This window comes from Amycolatopsis sp. NPDC051371 (genome assembly GCF_040682155.1).
Lineage (GTDB): Bacteria > Actinomycetota > Actinomycetes > Mycobacteriales > Pseudonocardiaceae > Amycolatopsis.
The window spans coordinates 1-17459 of the sequence record NZ_JBFBAG010000043.1 but is presented as its reverse complement, the minus strand read 5'-3'; the positions used below and the strand labels follow the sequence as shown (position 1 = coordinate 17459).

At 70.7% G+C, this 17459-nt stretch carries 17 protein-coding genes; 6 read left to right on the top strand and 11 right to left on the bottom strand.

What is annotated here, in order from left to right; all coding sequences use genetic code 11:
- Positions 1-91 precede the first annotated feature (91 nt).
- From AB0M59_RS39585 to AB0M59_RS39575, 3 genes are all read right to left on the bottom strand, one after another.
- Positions 92-535: a hypothetical protein gene (locus AB0M59_RS39585; protein WP_364625954.1), complete on the bottom strand. Its 444-nt coding sequence runs from the start codon at positions 533-535 to the stop codon at positions 92-94.
- A 226-nt stretch (positions 536-761) separates the two neighbouring features.
- A complete protein-coding gene (locus AB0M59_RS39580; RefSeq protein ID WP_364625951.1) occupies positions 762-1919 on the bottom strand; it encodes an MraY family glycosyltransferase in 1158 nt (385 codons plus the stop codon).
- Positions 1920-1993: 74 nt separating this feature from the next.
- A complete protein-coding gene (locus AB0M59_RS39575) occupies positions 1994-2644 on the bottom strand; it encodes an L-threonylcarbamoyladenylate synthase (RefSeq protein ID WP_364625948.1) in 651 nt (216 codons plus the stop codon).
- 192 nt (positions 2645-2836) lie between these two features.
- Here AB0M59_RS39575 and AB0M59_RS39570 point away from each other — a divergent pair, with 192 nt between their 5' ends.
- Positions 2837-4810 carry a M6 family metalloprotease domain-containing protein gene (locus tag AB0M59_RS39570; protein ID WP_364625945.1) on the top strand — a complete coding sequence of 658 codons (1974 nt, stop codon included), beginning with the start codon at positions 2837-2839 and terminating at the stop codon, positions 4808-4810.
- A gap of 279 nt (positions 4811-5089) precedes the next feature.
- On the opposite strand, the gene prmC is transcribed toward AB0M59_RS39570, so the two are convergent.
- Both prmC and AB0M59_RS39560 read right to left on the bottom strand, forming a co-directional pair.
- A complete protein-coding gene (gene prmC / locus AB0M59_RS39565) occupies positions 5090-5956 on the bottom strand; it encodes a peptide chain release factor N(5)-glutamine methyltransferase (RefSeq protein ID WP_364625942.1) in 867 nt (288 codons plus the stop codon).
- A 96-nt stretch (positions 5957-6052) separates the two neighbouring features.
- On the bottom strand, positions 6053-6400 hold the full coding sequence (locus AB0M59_RS39560) for a MerR family transcriptional regulator (RefSeq protein ID WP_364625939.1): 348 nt from the start codon (positions 6398-6400) through the stop codon (positions 6053-6055).
- Between the two features lie 55 nt (positions 6401-6455).
- Here AB0M59_RS39560 and AB0M59_RS39555 point away from each other — a divergent pair, with 55 nt between their 5' ends.
- From AB0M59_RS39555 to AB0M59_RS39540, 4 genes are read left to right on the top strand one after another with little or no spacing between them, the layout of a single operon-like run.
- Entirely contained in the window at positions 6456-7253 is a 798-nt protein-coding gene (locus AB0M59_RS39555; protein WP_364625936.1) for a TIGR03619 family F420-dependent LLM class oxidoreductase, read from the top strand.
- 32 nt (positions 7254-7285) lie between these two features.
- Positions 7286-8278, top strand: coding sequence for a glycosyltransferase (locus tag AB0M59_RS39550; protein ID WP_364625933.1), 993 nt, complete (start codon positions 7286-7288; stop codon positions 8276-8278).
- On the top strand, positions 8275-8706 hold the full coding sequence (locus AB0M59_RS39545; protein WP_364625930.1) for a GtrA family protein: 432 nt from the start codon (positions 8275-8277) through the stop codon (positions 8704-8706). Before AB0M59_RS39550 ends, AB0M59_RS39545 begins: the two co-directional genes overlap by 4 nt.
- A gap of 18 nt (positions 8707-8724) precedes the next feature.
- Complete coding sequence (locus AB0M59_RS39540; RefSeq protein WP_364625927.1) at positions 8725-10173, top strand: hypothetical protein; 1449 nt, start codon at positions 8725-8727, stop codon at positions 10171-10173.
- 14 nt (positions 10174-10187) lie between these two features.
- Here the strand turns inward: AB0M59_RS39540 and AB0M59_RS39535 are convergent, their stop codons facing one another.
- Together AB0M59_RS39535 and AB0M59_RS39530 are read right to left on the bottom strand one after the other, a co-directional pair.
- Positions 10188-10619 carry a hypothetical protein gene (locus AB0M59_RS39535; protein ID WP_364625924.1) on the bottom strand — a complete coding sequence of 144 codons (432 nt, stop codon included), beginning with the start codon at positions 10617-10619 and terminating at the stop codon, positions 10188-10190.
- Positions 10616-11734: a serine hydrolase domain-containing protein gene (locus tag AB0M59_RS39530; RefSeq protein WP_364625921.1), complete on the bottom strand. Its 1119-nt coding sequence runs from the start codon at positions 11732-11734 to the stop codon at positions 10616-10618. Before AB0M59_RS39530 ends, AB0M59_RS39535 begins: the two co-directional genes overlap by 4 nt.
- A gap of 106 nt (positions 11735-11840) precedes the next feature.
- On the opposite strand from AB0M59_RS39530, the gene AB0M59_RS39525 reads away from it, so the two are divergent.
- The gene (locus AB0M59_RS39525; protein WP_364625918.1) at positions 11841-12494 is read left to right on the top strand and encodes a TetR/AcrR family transcriptional regulator; all 654 of its coding nucleotides are present in this window, start codon (positions 11841-11843) and stop codon (positions 12492-12494) included.
- Between the two features lie 10 nt (positions 12495-12504).
- Here AB0M59_RS39525 and prfA read toward each other — a convergent pair whose 3' ends face one another.
- The 4 genes from prfA to thrB all read right to left on the bottom strand — a co-directional run bounded on the left by prfA (position 12505) and on the right by thrB (position 17385).
- On the bottom strand, positions 12505-13572 hold the full coding sequence (prfA, locus tag AB0M59_RS39520) for a peptide chain release factor 1 (RefSeq protein ID WP_364625916.1): 1068 nt from the start codon (positions 13570-13572) through the stop codon (positions 12505-12507).
- A gap of 90 nt (positions 13573-13662) precedes the next feature.
- Positions 13663-13893 carry a 50S ribosomal protein L31 gene (rpmE, locus tag AB0M59_RS39515; RefSeq protein ID WP_284744227.1) on the bottom strand — a complete coding sequence of 77 codons (231 nt, stop codon included), beginning with the start codon at positions 13891-13893 and terminating at the stop codon, positions 13663-13665.
- Between the two features lie 201 nt (positions 13894-14094).
- The gene (rho, locus tag AB0M59_RS39510; RefSeq protein ID WP_364625914.1) at positions 14095-16098 is read right to left on the bottom strand and encodes a transcription termination factor Rho; all 2004 of its coding nucleotides are present in this window, start codon (positions 16096-16098) and stop codon (positions 14095-14097) included.
- Positions 16099-16497: 399 nt separating this feature from the next.
- Entirely contained in the window at positions 16498-17385 is an 888-nt protein-coding gene (gene thrB, locus AB0M59_RS39505; RefSeq protein ID WP_364625911.1) for a homoserine kinase, read from the bottom strand.
- Positions 17386-17459 lie beyond the last annotated feature (74 nt).

Genomic DNA, 17459 nt, shown 5'->3' with positions numbered 1-17459 from the left:
CGCAGAATTCGACTGTGGCCCCGGTCACACTCGTGCGGCCGCAGCCCGGTTCACCGTGAGTAACGGAAGTCCACGGCGAAACAGACCGGCGTCAGGAGGGAATGATCGTCGGGATCTTGGTCTTGCGGAAGGCGGCGAACTCTGCCGCGGCGGCCAGCAGGATGGCCACGATCATGGTGATGCCGAGCGACATCGGGTGCAGCGCGGTGACGCCCTTGAGCAACGTGAGCGCGCCGAACAGCAGGACGACCTTCACGACGTACCCGCCGAGCGCGATGACCATGACGAACATCGGGTCCTGGCCGGCGCTGAACTTCATCAGGCCCAGCGTGGACAGCGACGCCAGCATGGCGAGCACGCCGCCGACGAGCGAGCCGAGGAAGCCGGGCATGCCGTTCAGGATGCTGAAGAGCGCGATGCAGACGATCACCGCGGGCGGGGTGACGAGCAGCGAAGCCTTCGTCATCGCGCGGGCAGCCTGCAGCACCACCTTGGCGTGCGGGTTCTCCTGCTCGTGCGTTTCGGTTTCGCTCACACCTGGCTCCCTGCTCGGTTCAGCACGCCAGTGTAGAGAACGCGCCCGGTCAGGTTCCGGGCTGGTTGCGAACGCAGGCGCGGCGCGCGGTTCGGCGGCGGTTCCGGCAAGGTTGCCGCGGCTCGGGTGCCGGCGGTTCGGCAAAGGTCTTGAATGAGTCATTCAAGACCTCCCAAGACCTGAATGACTCATTCAAGACGTTCGGCCGGCGGCTCGCGGGCCCGGCTCAGGTTCCGGGCTGATTGCGCGAACGCAGGCGCGGCACGATCGAGACCACCACCGCGAACAGCAGCCCGACCCCGATGATCCACAGCGCCGCCGCGTCGTCGAACAACGTCACCGAGACCGCGCCGAACGCCAGGATCCCGGCCCACAAGTAGATCAGCAGCACCGCTCGGCGCTGGGAGTGCCCGATCTCCAGCAGCCGGTGGTGCAGGTGCATCTTGTCCGCCGCGAACGGGCTCTCGCCGCGGCGCGTGCGCCTGATGACCGCCATGATCAGGTCCAGCAGCGGCACGAACAGCACCGCCGCCACGACGACCAGCGGCGACAGCAGCGCGATCGCGTCCTTGCCGCTGAACTGCGGGTACGGCACGCGCCCGGACGCCGAGGTCGTCGCGCCCGCGAGCATCAGGCCGATCATCATCGACCCGGAGTCGCCCATGAAGATCTTCGCGGGCTGGAAGTTGTACGGCAGGAACCCCAGACACGCGCCGGCGAGCGTGGCCGCGATCAGCGCCGGCGGGTAGGTGCCGACGTCGCCGCCGGAGCTGTCGAGCAGGCCCAGTGAGAACGCGCACGTCGCCGCCGCCGCGATGAACCCGAGGCCACCGGCCAGCCCGTCCAGGCCGTCGACGAAGTTCATCGCGTTGACCATCACCACGACCATCACGACCGTCAGCAGCGCACCCTGGTTCTTGTCGAGCACCAGGACCGAGCCGAACGAGGCACCGGTGCCGCCCCACGGCACCCAGAACGACACCCACTGCACGCCGAAGATGACCAGGATCCCGGCGCACATGACCTGGCCGGCCAGCTTCGTCCAGGCGTCCAGCTCGAACCGGTCGTCGAGCGCGCCGATCAGCGAGATGACCCCCGCCGCGAGCAGCACGCCGACCGAGTCGAACGAGGCGTCGAAGCCGTGCGACAGCGCGGGCAGCTGGTGGGCGAGGCCCATCGCGCCCGCGACGCCGAGGAAGATGCCGATGCCGCCCATCCGCGGGATCGGCGCGACGTGGACGTCGCGCGCCCGCGGGTTGGCGATCGCGCCGACGCGGATCGCGAGCCGGCGCACGACGCCGGTGAGCAGGTACGTCACCGCCGTCGCGGTCAGCGCGACGAGGATGTATTCCCGGATGGGGAGAAGACCGGATGTGGGCGGCACGGGGGCGTCACGCTCGCGGGGTCGGGGTCACCCGCGACACGCTATCGTGCCGCGGAAGACCGCTTGATCCGGCTTCAGGCCAACGATTCCGCGGGTACACCGAGCACCTCCGCGATGGCGTCCTTGCTCACCGCGCCCTCGCGCAGCACCACCGGCTCGGTGCCGGTGAGGTCCACGATGCTCGACGCGACGGCCTCGCCGCTCGACCCGCCGTCGAGGTACACCGCGACCGAGTCGCCGAGCTGCTCCTGCGCCTCCTGCGCGGTGCTGGCCGGCGGCCGGCCCGAGACGTTCGCGCTCGACACGGCCATCGGGCCGACGTCGCGCAGCAGCTCCAGGGCCACCGGGTGCAGCGGCATCCGGAGCATCACGGTGCCGCGGGCGTCGCCGAGGTTCCACTGCAGACTCGGCGCGTGCGGGAGCACGATGGACAGATCGCCCGGCCAGAACGCTTCGATGAGCGCCCGCGCCTGCGGGGGCACGCCGAGCACCAGACCGTCCACAGTGGACCAGGAGCCGACGAGCACGCCGACCGGCATGTCCGGGCCGCGGTTCTTCGCGCGCAGCAGCGCCTGGACGGCGCCCGCGTCGAACGCGTCGGCGCCGATGCCGTAGACCGTGTCGGTCGGCAGGACGACCAGCCTGCTCGACCGCACCGCGCCCGCGGCCGCCGTCAGTCCGTCGGCCCGGGACTCCCGCTTGCTGCAGTCGTAGACCACGCTCATGAGCGCCAAGCGTAGTCCGGCCGCCGGAGCGGGCGTTCGCCGCGTCACACCGGAGCACTGACAACCGGCCAGACTTTCGTCGTGGGGCAAGCGGGTAAACCTCGCCGCGAGGCAGAACTCCGGCAGCGCGGCTCAATACGGTCGATCATCGGGAACCACGACGCCCGTGGGTTCCCAGTGAAGGAGCCGCAGATGCGCCCCAGAACCCCGAAAGCGCTCGCCCTGCTCGCCGCGGTCACCGTCCTCACCGGGCTCGGCGCCGGCACCGCCGCCGCCGAGCCGCTGACCCGTGGCTGGCCGGCGCCGATCGACACCGCGCACTGGGAGGACCAGGACCACATGACCTGGTCCGACTACAAGAAGGTGCCCGGGACGAACTGGGCCGATCCGTCGCTGAAGCCCACTCAGCGCACCTTCAAGGGCGCCGTCGTCCTCGCCGACTACCCCGACCAGGACTTCGTCGTCACGCAGCCGGCGAACTCGACGGTCTTCGGCAACCCCGCGCCGACCGCCGCGAACATCCCGCGGGCGGGCGTCGCGCAGTACTACCAGGACTTCCTCAACAAGCCCGAAGCGCTCAACAACGGGCACACCATCAACGAGTACTGGATGGAGGACTCCGGCGGCCGGTTCGGCGTCCAGCTGACCGCGTTCGGGCCGTACCGGATGCCCGGGCAGTCCTACGAGTACGGCATGGAGTTCCAGCCGAACGCCTGCCCGCCCGGCGCGAACTGCAACCGCGACATCCGCAAGGACGCCGGCGACGCCTGGCGCGCCGACGTCGGGGACACCGCGAACCAGTTCGACTTCGTCTTCTACCTCTCCGCGGGTCAGGACGAGAGCTCGACCTGGCAGGAGTTCGGCGAGATGAAGTTCGGCGCCAAGGAGAGCGTGCCGGACGCGTTCGGCCCGCCGAACCACGACCTGCCCAACTACGCGGCGACCCGGTACGTGCCGTGGACGTCGTGGAAGTCGGCCGCCAGCATCTGGCCGAACGCCCAGGACGGCAGCTCGGTGCAGGCCGAAAGCTCGGGCCAGTCGACCTACGCCCACGAGTTCAGCCACATCCTGGGCATCGGCGACAACTACAACAACCCGTTCGGCGTCCCGCCGTCGCGCAGCTACAGCGGGCCGTGGGACATGCTGTCGCGCGGCACGTTCAACGGACCCGGCGGGCCGCACACGCGCTGGCAGATCCCGGCGACGCAGGGCAGTTCGATGGGCGCCCAGCACCAGCTGCGCAACAAGCTGAAGCTCGGCATCGTCGACCCGGCGGACGTCCTGCAGCTGGACCGCGACGCGCTGGCCACGTCCGGTCCGGTGTCTGCCCGCCTGACCGCGCGTGAGACCGAAGCGCAGCCCGGCGCGTTCACCGGCCTGAACATCAAGCTCACCGGCGGGGACAAGGCACCGAAGTGCGACCGCGCCAAGGACCCGTTCTGCGACGGCGGCGGCTACGACAACTACACGGTCGAGGTCGTCGACCGGATGGGCGCGGACTCCTTCGCGCCGGACTCCGGCGTCATGATCACCAAGACGAAGAACAATGACAACGCGCCCTTCGACTGGGTGATCGACGCGAACCCGCAGGACATCGGCATCACCGACTACACCAAGCCGGACGGCACGCCGGTGGAGATCACCATCGGTGACTACCGGCAGCTCAACGATGCCCTGTTCAAGGCGGGCACCGAGGCGTCCAGCCCGTACGAGTACACCGACCAGGCGAACCGGCTGCGGTTCCTGATCACCGACCTGGCCCGCGACCGTCGCGGTGTCCTGTCGTACGCGGTGACGGTGGCCTCGCTGGACGGCTCGGGCAGCCAGGCCCGCGGCGCGGCGGTGACCCCGGCGCTGCCGGCGTTCGCCCGCGGCGGCCTCGCGACCTGCGACTTCGGCCTGCTCAACACGGGTTCGGCTCGCGGCGCGAAGGCACCGTACGACACGGACACGTACCGGCTGAGCGTGTCGACGGACGCCCGCGGCTGGGAGGTCCGGCTGCCGAACGAGCTGGCGACGGCGAAGTTCGGCGGGCACGTGAAGGTGCCGGCGTACGCGAAGCGCGGGCCGGGCGGTGATCTGGCGGCGAGGGTCAAGCTGACGGCGACGTCGGTGAGCGACCCGTCGAAGACCGCGACGGCGAGCTGCACGGCGTTCGGCTTCTAGCGGTTCCGGAGGGGCCTGCCGGCGGGGCAGGCCCCAAGCGCCCCAATGTGGCGTTGGTTGCGTCCGACGCACCGAACGCCACATTGGGTGCGCTGGACGCACCGAACGCCACATTGGGGCGCGCGAGGCGGCGAGTTTCCACAGCCCGGTGGGGATGTGGACAACCCGGCCGCGGTGGCGGCTTTCCCGGCTTTTGGTCGGCGGGAGCCGATACGATGGACCTGGGACGCCCCCCTGGGAGTGGCGGGGGCTGCTTCCGGGTCTCGTGAGTGGGGCTGCTCAGCCCAGCCGGCGAGCCGTGACGAACCGGGCCCGTCCCGTCAGGTCCGCGTGGCCCTCGACCCCCGTCAGCACCCGCCGGGCCCGCACCAGCGCCGGCACCGCCGAGCCGTGCGTGTCGTCGTGCTCGATCGCCAGTCCGCCTCCCGGGCGCAGCAGCCGGGCGCCCGCCGCGATCGCGTGGCGGATCACCGCCAGCCCGCTCTCCTCCGCGAACACCGCGCGGGGCGGGTCGTGCTCCGCGACCTCCGGGGGCACCGGGGTGCCCTCCGGGACGTACGGCGGGTTGCACAGCACCAGGTCGACCAGGCCGTCGAGCTCGGCGAACATCGTCGGGTCGCCGATGTCACCGGAATACAGGCGGATCGGGGTGTTGCCCGCGTCCGCGTGGACGTCCGCGTTGTGGCGCGCCCAGGCCAGCGCCTGCGGGTCGACGTCCACCGCGTAGACGACGGCGTCCGGCCGGGCATGAGCGACCGCCAACGCCAGTGCCCCGGACCCGGTGCACAGGTCCACCACCACCGGGAACTCGCGCCCCTGCAGGAACTTGACGCCCCACTCGAGCAGCAGCTCGGTCTCCGGCCGCGGCACGAACACCCCCGCGCCGACCGCGACCGTGATGTCCCCCAGCGCCGCCCAGCCGGTCAGGTACTGCAGCGGGATCCGCTTCGCGCGTTGCTGGACGAGCTGGCCGATGGCCTCGATGACCGGCGGGTCGACCAGCGGCACCATCGGCAGCCGGCCGCGTTCGACCCCCAGGACGTGCGCCGCGATCACCTCGGCGTCGAACCGCGGCGAAGCGACGCCGGCGCGTTCGAGAATCCGGGTGGCCTCGATGATGGCCAGGCGCAGCGGCTGCCGATTCACTCGTCGTCCTTCACCTCGTCAAGCCTGGCACACCAGGCGGAACTCCCCCGTCAGGACACGCGCCGGTCCCACGCCGTCCAGCGTATCGAGACGTCCTCAGCCCTCGGCGGACAAGTACCCGGCCAGCGCGCTCCGGCGCCGCTGCAGCGCGCCGATCCGGTCGTCCATCGCGGTCAGCTCGCGGTGCAGCAGACCGGCCAGCTCCGGGCACAGGGCGAGGTGCGCCTCCTCGCCCCGGGCGCACTGCAGCGCGGACGCGATGACCTCCGTGGTCAGCCCGGCCCCGAGCAGCCGCCGGATCTGCCGCACCCGCACGACGGCGTCCTCGTCGTAGGCCCGGTAGCCGTTGCCGTCGCGCGAGGCCGTCAGCAGGCCCTGCTCTTCGTAGTAGCGCAGCAGCCGCGTGCTGACGCCGGTTTGTCCCGCGAGCTCGCCGATCCGCATCCGACCCCCTGGCAGGTTGACCTTCACACCGATGTGAAGATCTAACGTCGCCGGCATGAGCGAACATTTCCTCGAAGTCGTCCTGCCGAACGAGCAGCCGGACCTCGACCCCGCGCGTCCCGCCGAACTCGCCCGGCTCGCCGAGGACCTCGGCTACCACGCCGCCTGGCTGCCCGACCACCTCATCCCGCCCGGCGCGTACGGGCAGATGTTCGGCGGCGTCTACGAACCGCTCGTCACGCTGGCCCACGTCGCCGCCCGCACGGACCGGATCCGGCTCGGGACCTCGGTGCTGATCGTGCCGCTGCGGGAGCCGTTCGCGCTGGCCAAGCAGGTCGCGACGCTCGACCGGCTCTCCGGGCACCGGTTCGACCTCGGGGTCGGCAGCGGCTGGAACGAGCCCGAGTTCGCCGAGGTCGGCGCGGACTTCACCACCCGCGGCAAGCGGATCGACGCGACCCTCGACCTGCTCGCCGAACTCTTCCGCACCGGCCGCGGCCCCGGCGGCGGCTACTTCGAGCCGCGGCCGGCCGGGCCGATCCCGATCACCGTCGGCGGCAACTCGGACGTCGCGCTGCGCCGGGCCGCGCGGATCGGTTCGGGCTGGATGAGCGCCGGCCTCTCCCCCGCCGAGGTCGGCGAGCGCGCCGGAAAGCTCACCGGCATGACAAACGGCCGCGAAACACGGGTCACCGCCAGAATGGAATGGAACGGCGGCGATCTCGCGGCCGCCATCGCGCGATTCCGGGCGTATATCCTGGCCGGGGCGGACGCGGTGGCCGTCCACTTCGGCCCGGCCGAGGACTACGGCCGGCGGATGACCGTGTTCGCCGAGGGCGTCGCCGATCTCTAGGATGCCCGAGACGCCGACCCCCGGGAGCGCCAGTGCCGACCGAGCCGACCACGCGCCGCCGGGTCGCGTTCATCTTCCCCATCTACAACGAGGAAGCGAACATCGACGTGCTGCACCGCACGGTCGACGAGGTCACCGCGCCGCTGGCCGGGCGGTACGACTTCAGCTTCATCTACGTCGACGACGGCAGCCGCGACGCCTCCCTGGACCGGCTCACCGAGCTGGGCGCGCGCGACCCCCGTGTCACGGTCGTCGAGCTGTCGCGCAACTTCGGCCACCAGATGGCCGTCACCGCCGGGCTCGACCTGGTGGACGCCGACGCCACGATCATCATGGACAGCGACCTGCAGGACCCGCCGCGGGTCGCCCTCGAGCTGCTCGAGAAGTGGGAAGAGGGCTACGAGGTCGTCTACGCACAACGCCGCTCGCGCCGGGATTCGCCGTTCAAGCGCTTCACCGCGAGCGCGTTCTACTGGTTCCTCCAGAAGATGGCCGCGGTCGAGATCCCGAAGAACACCGGCGACTTCCGGCTGGTCGACCGCAAGGTCGTCGACGAGCTGCGCAAGTACCGCGAGCGCGACCGGTTCCTGCGCGGCCTCGTCAGCTACGTCGGGTTCCGGCAGACGGCGGTGCTGTTCGACCGCGACCAGCGCCACGCCGGCGTCACCGGCTACCCGCTGACGAAGATGCTGCGCTTCGCCGCCGACGGCATCCTCGGCTTCTCGACGACGCCGCTGCGGATGATCACGCGGATGGGGTACCTGATCTCGATGCTGAGCTTCCTCGGCGTGCTCTACGTCGTCGGCGTGAAACTGTTCGCGCCGGAGACCGCGGTGCCCGGCTGGGCGTTCATCACCATCGCGATGTTCTTCCTCGGCGGCATCCAGATCATCATGCTGGGCGTGCTCGGCAGCTACATCGGCCGCACGTACTCCCAGGTCCAGAACCGGCCGCTGTACACGGTCGCGTCGGTGCGCACGGGCGTCCCCGAGACCGCCGAGGACAACCGGAGCGCCGCCCGATGAGGTTCGTCACGGCCACGCAGGTGCGCTTCGGGATCGTCGGGATCGGCAACACGCTCGTCGACGCGCTGGGGTACGCGCTGCTGGCGACGCTGGGCGTGCCGACGTTCGTCGCCAACTTCATCTCGACGACGGCGGGCATGCTGCTGTCGTTCACGCTGAACCGGAACTTCACGTTCCGCGCGAAGGACGGCGACATCCGCAAGCAGGCGCTGCTGTTCTTCGGCGTGACGGCGTTCGGGCTCTGGGTGATCCAGTTCGGCGTCATCACGCTGGTGAGCCACCTGTTCCCGGGGATCAACCTGCTCGTGCCGAAGGGCGCGGCGATCGTCGTCGGGCTGTTCTGGAACTACCTGCTCTACCACTACGTGGTGTTCCGGAACGCGTCCGTTTCGCCCGTTCCCGGTGCAGCGCCGGCCGACTCCAAGTGATCTCGTACGCTGTTCCGGGTGCGATCCCGTGAACTGCGCTTCGGCCTGGGCGTCTTCGTCCTCTCCCTAGGCGTCCTGCTGATCCGGTTCCTCGTGCCGAGGCCGGTCGGGATGGCCGACAACGGCGACGGCTGGCGCCTGCTGTGCGACCTCGGCGGCCGGCACACCGAGATCAAGCCCGAGTTCTACGTGCACTTCAGCTACGGGCCGGGCCAGGCGTGCCGCAGCGACTACATCTCGAGCCAGGCGTGGTTCGACTGGTTCGCGAGCAAGCTGGGGAAGGTGCTCGGCTCGTCGGCGGAGCTCAACCTGCTGGTGCTCGGCGCGATCACGTGCGTGCTGGTCGCGGCCGGCGTCGCGGCGACGGTCCTCGGCCTGGAGCTGAGCCGCCGCAACCGCGTCATCGCGGCGGCGCTGCTGCTGCTCGTGATGGCCGATTCGGCGTTCTTCGGCTACTTCGCGTCGGTGCTCAGCGAAGGCGCCGGGTTCGTCGGGATCCTGCTGACGGCCGGCGGCCTGCTGCTGATGAACCGCACGGGCGCGGGGCGGTACTGGGGTGCCGCACTGACCGTGGTGGGCGCGCTGATCGGCATCAACGCGAAGTCGCAGACGCTGCTGCTGATCCCGCTGTTCGTGGTGGCGCTGGCGCTGATCCGGCCGGCCGGCGCGCGAGGCCGCGCCCGGTGGCTGCTGCCGCTGGGCGTCCTGGTGATCGTGGGCGCGGGGACGGCGGCGGTGCAGTCCCACGGCGACCCCGCCAACGCCGAGTACCGCGAAGCGAACATGTACCACGTGGTGTTCGACAGCATCGTGGACGGCAAGCACGACACGGACGCCGACCTGGCGGCGCTGGGCCTGCCGCCGAGCGCGAAGAAGTTCATCGGCACCGACTGGTGGGGGGCGAACCCCTGGAAGGACGCGGACTACAACGGCTTCCGCGACAAGATCAGCCGCCGCAACGTCGTGCGGTACTACGCGTCCCATCCGGCGCGCACGCTGCAGATCCTCCAGCGGGGCGCGGTCGACACCCTGACGGCGCGCCCGTCCCGGCTGGGCAGCTTCGCCGAGTCGGCCGGGTTCCCGCGGATGACCCAGGAGTACCGGGTGCCGGTGTTCTCCGGGCTGTCCGCGCTGGCCGCGCCGCTGGGGCTGTTCGTGCTGGTGCCGTTCTGGCTGCTGATCGGCTGGGCCGGGGTGCGGGCGTTCCGGCGCCGCGCCCGCGAGTACGGCGTCGTCGTGTTCTTCCTGCTGCTGTTCGCGGTGGGCCAGTTCGGGCTGTCGGCGCTGGGCGAGGGCGTCGAGGGCGTGAAGCACCAGCTGCTGACGCTGTTCCCGACGTTCCTGGCGTTCGTGTTCGCGGTGCTGAGCCTGTTCCCGCGGCCGGTGCGCGAGGAAGCGCCGTCAGAGGAGCCTGCGACCGAAATCTTCGACGCCTTCCGGGAGCCGGAGAAGCCCACCGTCCACTGACACCGCCGCGGCTGTCACACCGTGCGCGGCCTCGTCCACAGCCAGGCGACCGCCAGGACGCCGGCCAGGCAGGGCACCAGCCCGGCCCAGCCGACCGCCGGCGGCAGGCCGGTGCCGCCGGCGGTGTCGCGGACGAGCAGCCCCGTCAGGCCGACACCGGCGCCGAGCGCCAGCCCCGCGGTCGCGACGGCGCGGGCCCACCGCTTGCCCGCCCTTACCGCCAGGATCGTCGCGAGCCAGGTGAGCACACCCAGGCCACCGATGACCGACAGCAAGATCAGGTAGGTGGCGACGGCCGAGCCGATCTGAGCCGGGGTGTAAGCGGGGTAGCCGGCACGGAGGTGGTCGGCCAGCAGGTGGGTGGCGGCGAACGGGACGGCCGCCGCGAGGACGGTCAGGACGAGTCCGGCCCACAACGCCGCCAGCACCCGGGGCGGGGCGGTCATCCGTACATCGCCACCTGCTGGAACGCCGCGAGCGCCCGGTCGATGGGATGCGGCTGCGGCACGCCCGCGGCGTCGAGCCGGTTCCACCTCTGCAGGTTCAGCGCGACCGCCAGCTGCCGCTCGCCGTCGGCCCGGATCACGGCGATCGCCCCGCCGCCCCAGACCGTGCCGCCGTGGCCCCAGAAGGTCGCCTGGCCGGGCGCCTCCACGGGGTGCAGGCCGAGGCCGTAGTCGATCAGCTTGCCCTCCTGGGAGATGACCGGGACGGTGCGGCGCATCTGCTCGAGCGACGACCGGCTGACGATTTCGCCCGCGTGCAGCAGGCGGAAGAACCGGTTGAGGTCCGCGACGGTCGAGACCAGCGAGGCCGCCGGCCCCACCCACGACATGTCGAAGACGCTGTAGTCGCGCGGCGGGTCGATCATGCCGAACCACGCCTCGTAGAGCCGCGAGTGCGGCCCGTCGACGTGCGTTCCCGCGGGGAATCCGGTGTCCTGGAGACCGGCGCGCTCGATGATGTCCTGGGTGATGTGCTTCTCGGCCGCGATGCCGGTGACGTGCTCCAGGAGTTCGCCCAGGAGCAGGTAGTTGGTGTTCGAGTACACCCCCGGCGCGCCACCCGGGGTGCCGACGGCGGGCGCCGCGACGCCCATCCCGATCAGGTCGACGGGGTCGAACCGGGTGAACCGGTGGTCTTCGAAGCTTTCGGGCCCGGTCTTCGCCAGGTCCGGGAACGCCCGCAGCGAGGGGTAGGCGAAGGGCAGGTACTCGGCGAGCCCGCTGGTGTGGTCGAGCAGCATCCGGACCGTGATCGCGTCCCCGCGTTCGCCGGGAACCAGCCTCGGCAGGTAGTGGCCGATCGGGGTGTCGAGCCCGATCCGGCCGTTCTCGACCTTCCGCAGCACCGCGGCGGCCGTGAAGGTCTTGGTGATGCTGCCGACGCGGTGCCGCAGGCCGGCGGTGACCGGACGGCCGGTGTCGACGTCGGCGACTCCGGCGGCGCCGCGCCAGACCCGGTTGCCGGCCCGCACCTCGGCGAACAAGCCCGGCATCCCGGCGCGGTGGACGTTCTCGAGGGCGGCGTCCAGTTCGGCGGTGTCCAGTGGTTTCTGCACGTCAAGTGTCCCTTCCCCAGTGTCTTCCAGCGATGTCCTCATTATGCACGCACCGCGTGCAACGGCAAGTGCATAAGCTAGACTGGCGTCGGACGAGAGGGGCGAGATGACGGGCCGAAGGCGTTGGTCGACCGAAGAGATCCTGGATACGGCGGCGGAGCTCCTGCGCACCGGTGACGCGGACTCGTTCAGCGTGCGCAAGCTCGCCGCGGCGCTCGGGACCGACTCCTCCAGCCTGTACCGGCACTTCCGCAACAAGACCGAACTGCTGCGCGCGGTCGCGGACCGGATCCTCGTGTCCGCCATGGCCGGCTACCGTCCCGAGGGCGACTGGAAGGAGCGCCTCACGGCCACGGCGATGCGCTTGCGGGAGGCCTTCGGCCAACATCCGCAGATCGCCGCGATCTGGGGCCGCTACGCGTCAGGCGGCGCCGGGTCCCGGCTCGTCATGGAAGAGGTGCTGCAGGCCCTGCGGACGTCGGGGCTGCCCGACGAAGAGATCCCGGCGCGCTACCACCGGCTGGCGATTCTCATCGCCGCGTTGATCGCCTCCGAGGCCGGCGTCAGCACCGTCACCCCCACGGAACACGAACAAGGCATGGAACAGTTCCGCGTCGCGGTACTGGGCGCCGACCCCGAGCGCTTCCCGGCCTTGTCCCACTTCGCCCGCGAAGTGCGTCCCCTCGGGGCGGACCGCCGCGCGGCGTTCGAAGAGCTCCTCGCCGCCCAGCTCGCACAGATCGAAGCCGGGATCCCCTGACCGGAGCCGATCAGCCGGCCGAAGCGGCGAGACGCTCTTCGCGGTCCGCCGTCGCCAGCGCGTCCAAGACGCCGTCCAGTTCGCCGTCGAGGACCTGGTCGAGGTTGTACGACTTGTAGTTCACGCGGTGGTCCGAGATCCGGTTCTCCGGGAAGTTGTACGTCCGGATCCGCTCCGACCGGTCGACCGTGCGGATCTGGGACTTGCGGGCGTCGGACGCCTTCGCCGCCGCCTCCTCCTCAGCGATCGCCTGGAGGCGGGCCTGCAGCACCTGCAGGGCCCGCGCGCGGTTCTGGATCTGGGACTTCTCGTTCTGGCACGACACGACGATGCCGGTCGGCAGGTGGGTGATCCGCACCGCCGAGTCGGTCGTGTTGACGCTCTGGCCGCCGGGGCCCGACGAGCGGAACACGTCGATGCGCAGGTCGTTCGGGTCGATCTCGACCTCGACCTCCTCTGGCTCCGGGTAGATCAGCACCCCGGACGCCGACGTGTGGATCCGGCCCTGCGACTCGGTCGCCGGCACGCGCTGGACGCGGTGCACGCCGCCCTCGAACTTCAGCCGGGACCAGACGCCGTCGACGACGGCCGACTTCGTCTTGATCGAGAGCGTGACGTCCTTGAAGCCGCCCAGGTCGGAGTCCACCGAGTCGAGGACCTCGGCCTTCCAGCCGTGGCGCTCGGCGTAGCGCAGGTACATCCGCAGCAGGTCGCCGGCGAACAGGGCCGACTCCTCGCCGCCCTCCCCCGACTTGATCTCCATCACGACGTCGGAGCCGTCGTACGGGTCACGCGGCAGCAGCAGCTCGGTGAGCTTCGACTCCAGCTCGGGGATCTTCGCGCTCAGCGCGTCGGCCTCCGCGGCGAACTCCGGGTCTTCCGCCAGTTCGCGAGCGGTCGTGAGGTCGCCACGGGTGGAGTCCAGCTCCTGGACGGCGCGCACCACCGGCGTCAGCTCGGCGTAGCGGCGGCCGAGCTTGCGGGCGCGCGCCTGGTCGGCGTGCACCGCCGGGTCCGCCAGCTGGGTCTCCAGGTCCGCGTGTTCGGCGAGCAGCCCCTTGAGCGAGCTCGAATCCACCTCTGCCACCTCTCAGCCCGGGAAACAACGCCGTGTCCGTACAAAGCGACGGCGCCCACCCGCGCGTGCGGGTGGGCGCCGTCGAAAAAGCTACTTGGCGTCGGCGTCCTTCTTCTGACGCTTGCCGTAGCGAGCCTCGAAGCGCGCGACCCGGCCACCGGTGTCCATGATCTTCTGCTTGCCCGTGTAGAACGGGTGGCAGTTCGAGCAGATCTCGACGTGGATGTCGCCACTGGTCTTGGTGCTGCGCGTGGTGAAGCTGTTTCCGCAGTCGCAGTTCACGTTCGTGACCACGTACTCGGGGTGAATACCGCTCTTCATGGTGTCCTCTCTCGTTGGCTCCGGGTCCCCAGTCGTTCTCGCGGGGTGAACCGGCGCCGGACTTCAGCGGGTAATTCTGCCAGACAGGCTGACGATCACTGGAACGCACCCCGCTGACCAGGTATTCCGAACGACGTGAAGGCCTCCTTACCGGCTCTTATGGCCGGCAAGGAGGCCTTCACGGTCTTGCCTGGGTGACGCTCAGTCGTCCTCGTTGCCGCCGAGGGCGGTCTTCGACACCTGCATCAGGAACTCGGTGTTCGTCTTCGTCTTGCGCAGCCGCGAGATCAGCAGGTCGATGGCCTGCTGCGAGTCGAGCGCGTGCAGCACCCGGCTCAGCTTCACGGTCACGGCCAGCTCGTCCGGGTTCAGCAGCAGCTCGTCCTTGCGAGTACCGGACGGGTTGACGTCGACGGCCGGGAACACGCGGCGCTCGGCGATCTTGCGGTCGAGCTTGAGCTCCGCGTTACCGGTGCCCTTGAACTCTTCGAAGATGACCGTGTCCATCGTCGAGCCGGTCTCGACCATCGCCGTGGCGAAGATGGTCAGCGAGCCGCCGTTCTCGATGTTGCGCGCCGCGCCGAGGAACCGCTTCGGCGGGTAGAGCGCGGTCGAGTCGACACCACCGGACAGGATCCGGCCGGACGCCGGGGCCGCCAGGTTGTACGCGCGGCCGAGGCGGGTGATCGAGTCGAGCAGCACGACGACGTCGTGGCCCATCTCGACCAGGCGCTTGGCCCGCTCGATCGACAGCTCCGCGACCGAGGTGTGGTCCGCCGGCGGCCGGTCGAAGGTGGAGGCGATGACCTCACCCTTCACCGACCGCTGCATGTCCGTGACCTCTTCCGGACGCTCGTCCACCAGGACGACCATCAGGTGGCACTCGGGGTTGTTCGTGGAGATCGCGTTCGCGATGTCCTGCATGATCGTGGTCTTACCGGCCTTCGGCGGCGACACGATCAGGGCGCGCTGCCCCTTGCCGACCGGCATGATCAGGTCGATCACGCGGGTCGTGAGCTTGTGCGACTCGGTCTCGAGGCGCAGCCGCTCGTTCGGGTACAGCGGGGTCAGCTTGGTGAAGTCGGGGCGGCGCTTGGCCTCGTCCGGCTCCAGGCCGTTGATCGAGTCGACGCGCACCAGCGGGTTGAACTTCTGCCGCTGCTGCTCGCCCTCGCGCGGCTGGCGCACGCTGCCGGTGATGGCGTCACCGCGGCGCAGGCCGTACTTGCGGACCAGCGAAAGCGAGACGTACACGTCGTTCGGGCCGGCGAGGTAGCCGGAAGTGCGCACGAACGCGTAGTTGTCCAGCACGTCCAGGATGCCCGCGACGGGCAGCAGGACGTCGTCCTCGCGGATCTCGGTGTCCGGCGAACCGCCGTCACGCTGGCCGCCACCGGTGCCCCGGCGACGACGGTCGCGGAAGCGACGGCCGCGGCGGCCGCCTTCCTCGTCGTCGTCCTGCTGCTGGGCGCGGTTGTCGCGGTTGTCCTGGCCGCGGCTGCCGCCGTCCTGCTGCTGGTTGCGCTGGCGGTTGCCGTCCTGACGGTTGCCGTCCTGGCGGTTGTCGTTGCGGCCGCCGCCCTGGCGCTGCTGGTCGCGGTTGCTCCCGCCACCCTGCTGGCGGTCGCCCTGCTGACGGTCGCCACCGCCCTGACGGTCACCCTGCTGACGGTCACCGCTCTGCTGACGGTCGCCCCCGATCTGACCGTCGGGCGACCCGGCGGCGCGGTTCGAACCACGGCGACGCCGGCCTCGGCCACCCTCCTCGGGCTGGCCGTCCTGGCCCTGCTGGCCGTCCTGCTTGTCCTGCTGCGGGCGCTCGGCCTGCGGCGGGGCGTCCACTGCCGGGGCGCTCGCCACCGGGGCTTCGGCCTTCGGCTTGGTCTCGACCGGCGCCGCGGACGCCTCGGCCTTGCGCTCGGCCTTCGGGGCCGACGCCTTCACCGGCTCGCCGACGCCCTCGAGGGGCAGCGTCTCGGCGGCCGGACGCTTGCGCGACTTGCCCTGACGCTCGCGGATCGCGGCGATCAGATCGCCCTTGCGCATGCCCGTCGTCTCGCCGACGCCGAGCTCCCCAGCCAGCGAACGCAGTTCCGCCACGGTCTTCCCGGTCAACCCGCCGACCGTCTTCTTGGGAGCGGGGGTGGTGCCGTTCGACTCCGCGGCGCTGCTACCCACGTCGCTCAAAAGATCGGTGTTGCTCACACATGTCCTTCCTGACCGATCCACGCCTCCAGGCGGATCAGCGGACTGCCGCTCGCTTCTGATCGCGAACCGGCGTATCTGCCCCCCGATACGGGAGATGAGCTCTTCGGCCGTGCGGAACACAGCTGGAGCGCCTCCACCACAGGGGTTTGCGTCCTCCATTCGGAGGACACGGAATTCGGCACCGCCGAAACCGGAAACCCGCCTACGTTCCTCCGCGTTACCCCGCTTGCCAGGCGGTGCGGATTCGGCGGATCAACGAAGGATGCGATCCGGGGACCGGCATCGGGTGCGGAAACGCACGGTGATCGAACGCCCCCGAGGGTAGACCGCGCCGGTGCCGGGTGCAACAACCACCCCCCGCGTGGCGGGCCCGACGACGGGCACGTGACCCAGCCTTTACTGAGCCGCAACCCGCACACCCGCGAGATCCACGGGCAGCTCGAAGACGTCGAAGCCCTCAACGTCGACCCCTGGTGGCAATATTCCCGTCGTGGTCAGCGCGAGCACCGTGGGACCCGCGCCGGAGACGGCGGCAGCTACTCCGCGTGCACGCAGAGTCGTCACCAGCTCGCCGCTCGCCGGGTACGCGGGGGCCCGGTAGTGCTGGTGCAGCCGGTCTTCGGTGGCCGCGAGCAGCAGCTCCGGCTTCGCCGTCAGAGCGTGCACGGCGAGCGCCGCGCGGCCGGCGTTGTGCGCGGCGTCGGCGTGCGGCACGGTCGCCGGCAGCAGGCCGCGCGTGGTCGCGGTGGCCGAGCGCACCGACGGCACCGCCACGACCGGCCGGATCGACGGGTGCGGTACGAGCCGCTCGGCGTGGAATTCCACACCTTCGCACCAGGCCACGACGAGGCCGCCGAACAGGCTCGCCGCGGCGTTGTCCGCGTGGCCTTCGAAGCCGGCGGCCAGCTGAAGCGCGCCGAACGCGTCGAGCTCCCGCCCCGCCAGGGCGTACCCGGCGGCGACGCCGGACACCACCGCGGCCGCCGACGACCCGAGCCCGCGCGCGTGCGGAATGGCGTTGGAGCAGCGCAGGTGCAGGCCGGGCAGCTCGACGCCGAGGTGCTCGCAGGTCCGCCGGATGGCGCGCACGACGAGGTGGGTTTCATCGGTGGGGACGTCGTCGACCCCGCCCGCGCCGGCGTCGGCGACCTCGACCTTGAGCCCGGCGTCGGTGACCCGCACCTCGACGACGTCGTGCAGGCCCAGGGCCATGCCGAAGGCGTCGAAGCCCGGCCCGAGGTTCGCGGTCGACGCCGGGACGGTGACCTTGAACCCGGTGCTCACGAGCGCGCCCCGATGTGGCGTTGGTTGCGTCTCACGCACCCAATGTGGCGTTCGGTGCGTCCCACGCACCGAAC

What these genes read in the sequence shown, in the direction of transcription:
- AB0M59_RS39575 (WP_364625948.1), bottom strand. Translation starts at nt 2,644, where the DNA reads ATGAGCGTGGTCTACGACTGCAGCAAGCGGGAGTCCCGGGCCGACGGA.
- AB0M59_RS39570 (WP_364625945.1), top strand. Translation starts at nt 2,837, where the DNA reads ATGCGCCCCAGAACCCCGAAAGCGCTCGCCCTGCTCGCCGCGGTCACC.
- AB0M59_RS39560 (WP_364625939.1), bottom strand. Translation starts at nt 6,400, where the DNA reads ATGCGGATCGGCGAGCTCGCGGGACAAACCGGCGTCAGCACGCGGCTG.
- AB0M59_RS39555 (WP_364625936.1), top strand. Translation starts at nt 6,456, where the DNA reads ATGAGCGAACATTTCCTCGAAGTCGTCCTGCCGAACGAGCAGCCGGAC.
- AB0M59_RS39545 (WP_364625930.1), top strand. Translation starts at nt 8,275, where the DNA reads ATGAGGTTCGTCACGGCCACGCAGGTGCGCTTCGGGATCGTCGGGATC.
- AB0M59_RS39535 (WP_364625924.1), bottom strand. Translation starts at nt 10,619, where the DNA reads ATGACCGCCCCGCCCCGGGTGCTGGCGGCGTTGTGGGCCGGACTCGTC.
- AB0M59_RS39525 (WP_364625918.1), top strand. Translation starts at nt 11,841, where the DNA reads ATGACGGGCCGAAGGCGTTGGTCGACCGAAGAGATCCTGGATACGGCG.
- rpmE (WP_284744227.1), bottom strand. Translation starts at nt 13,893, where the DNA reads ATGAAGAGCGGTATTCACCCCGAGTACGTGGTCACGAACGTGAACTGC.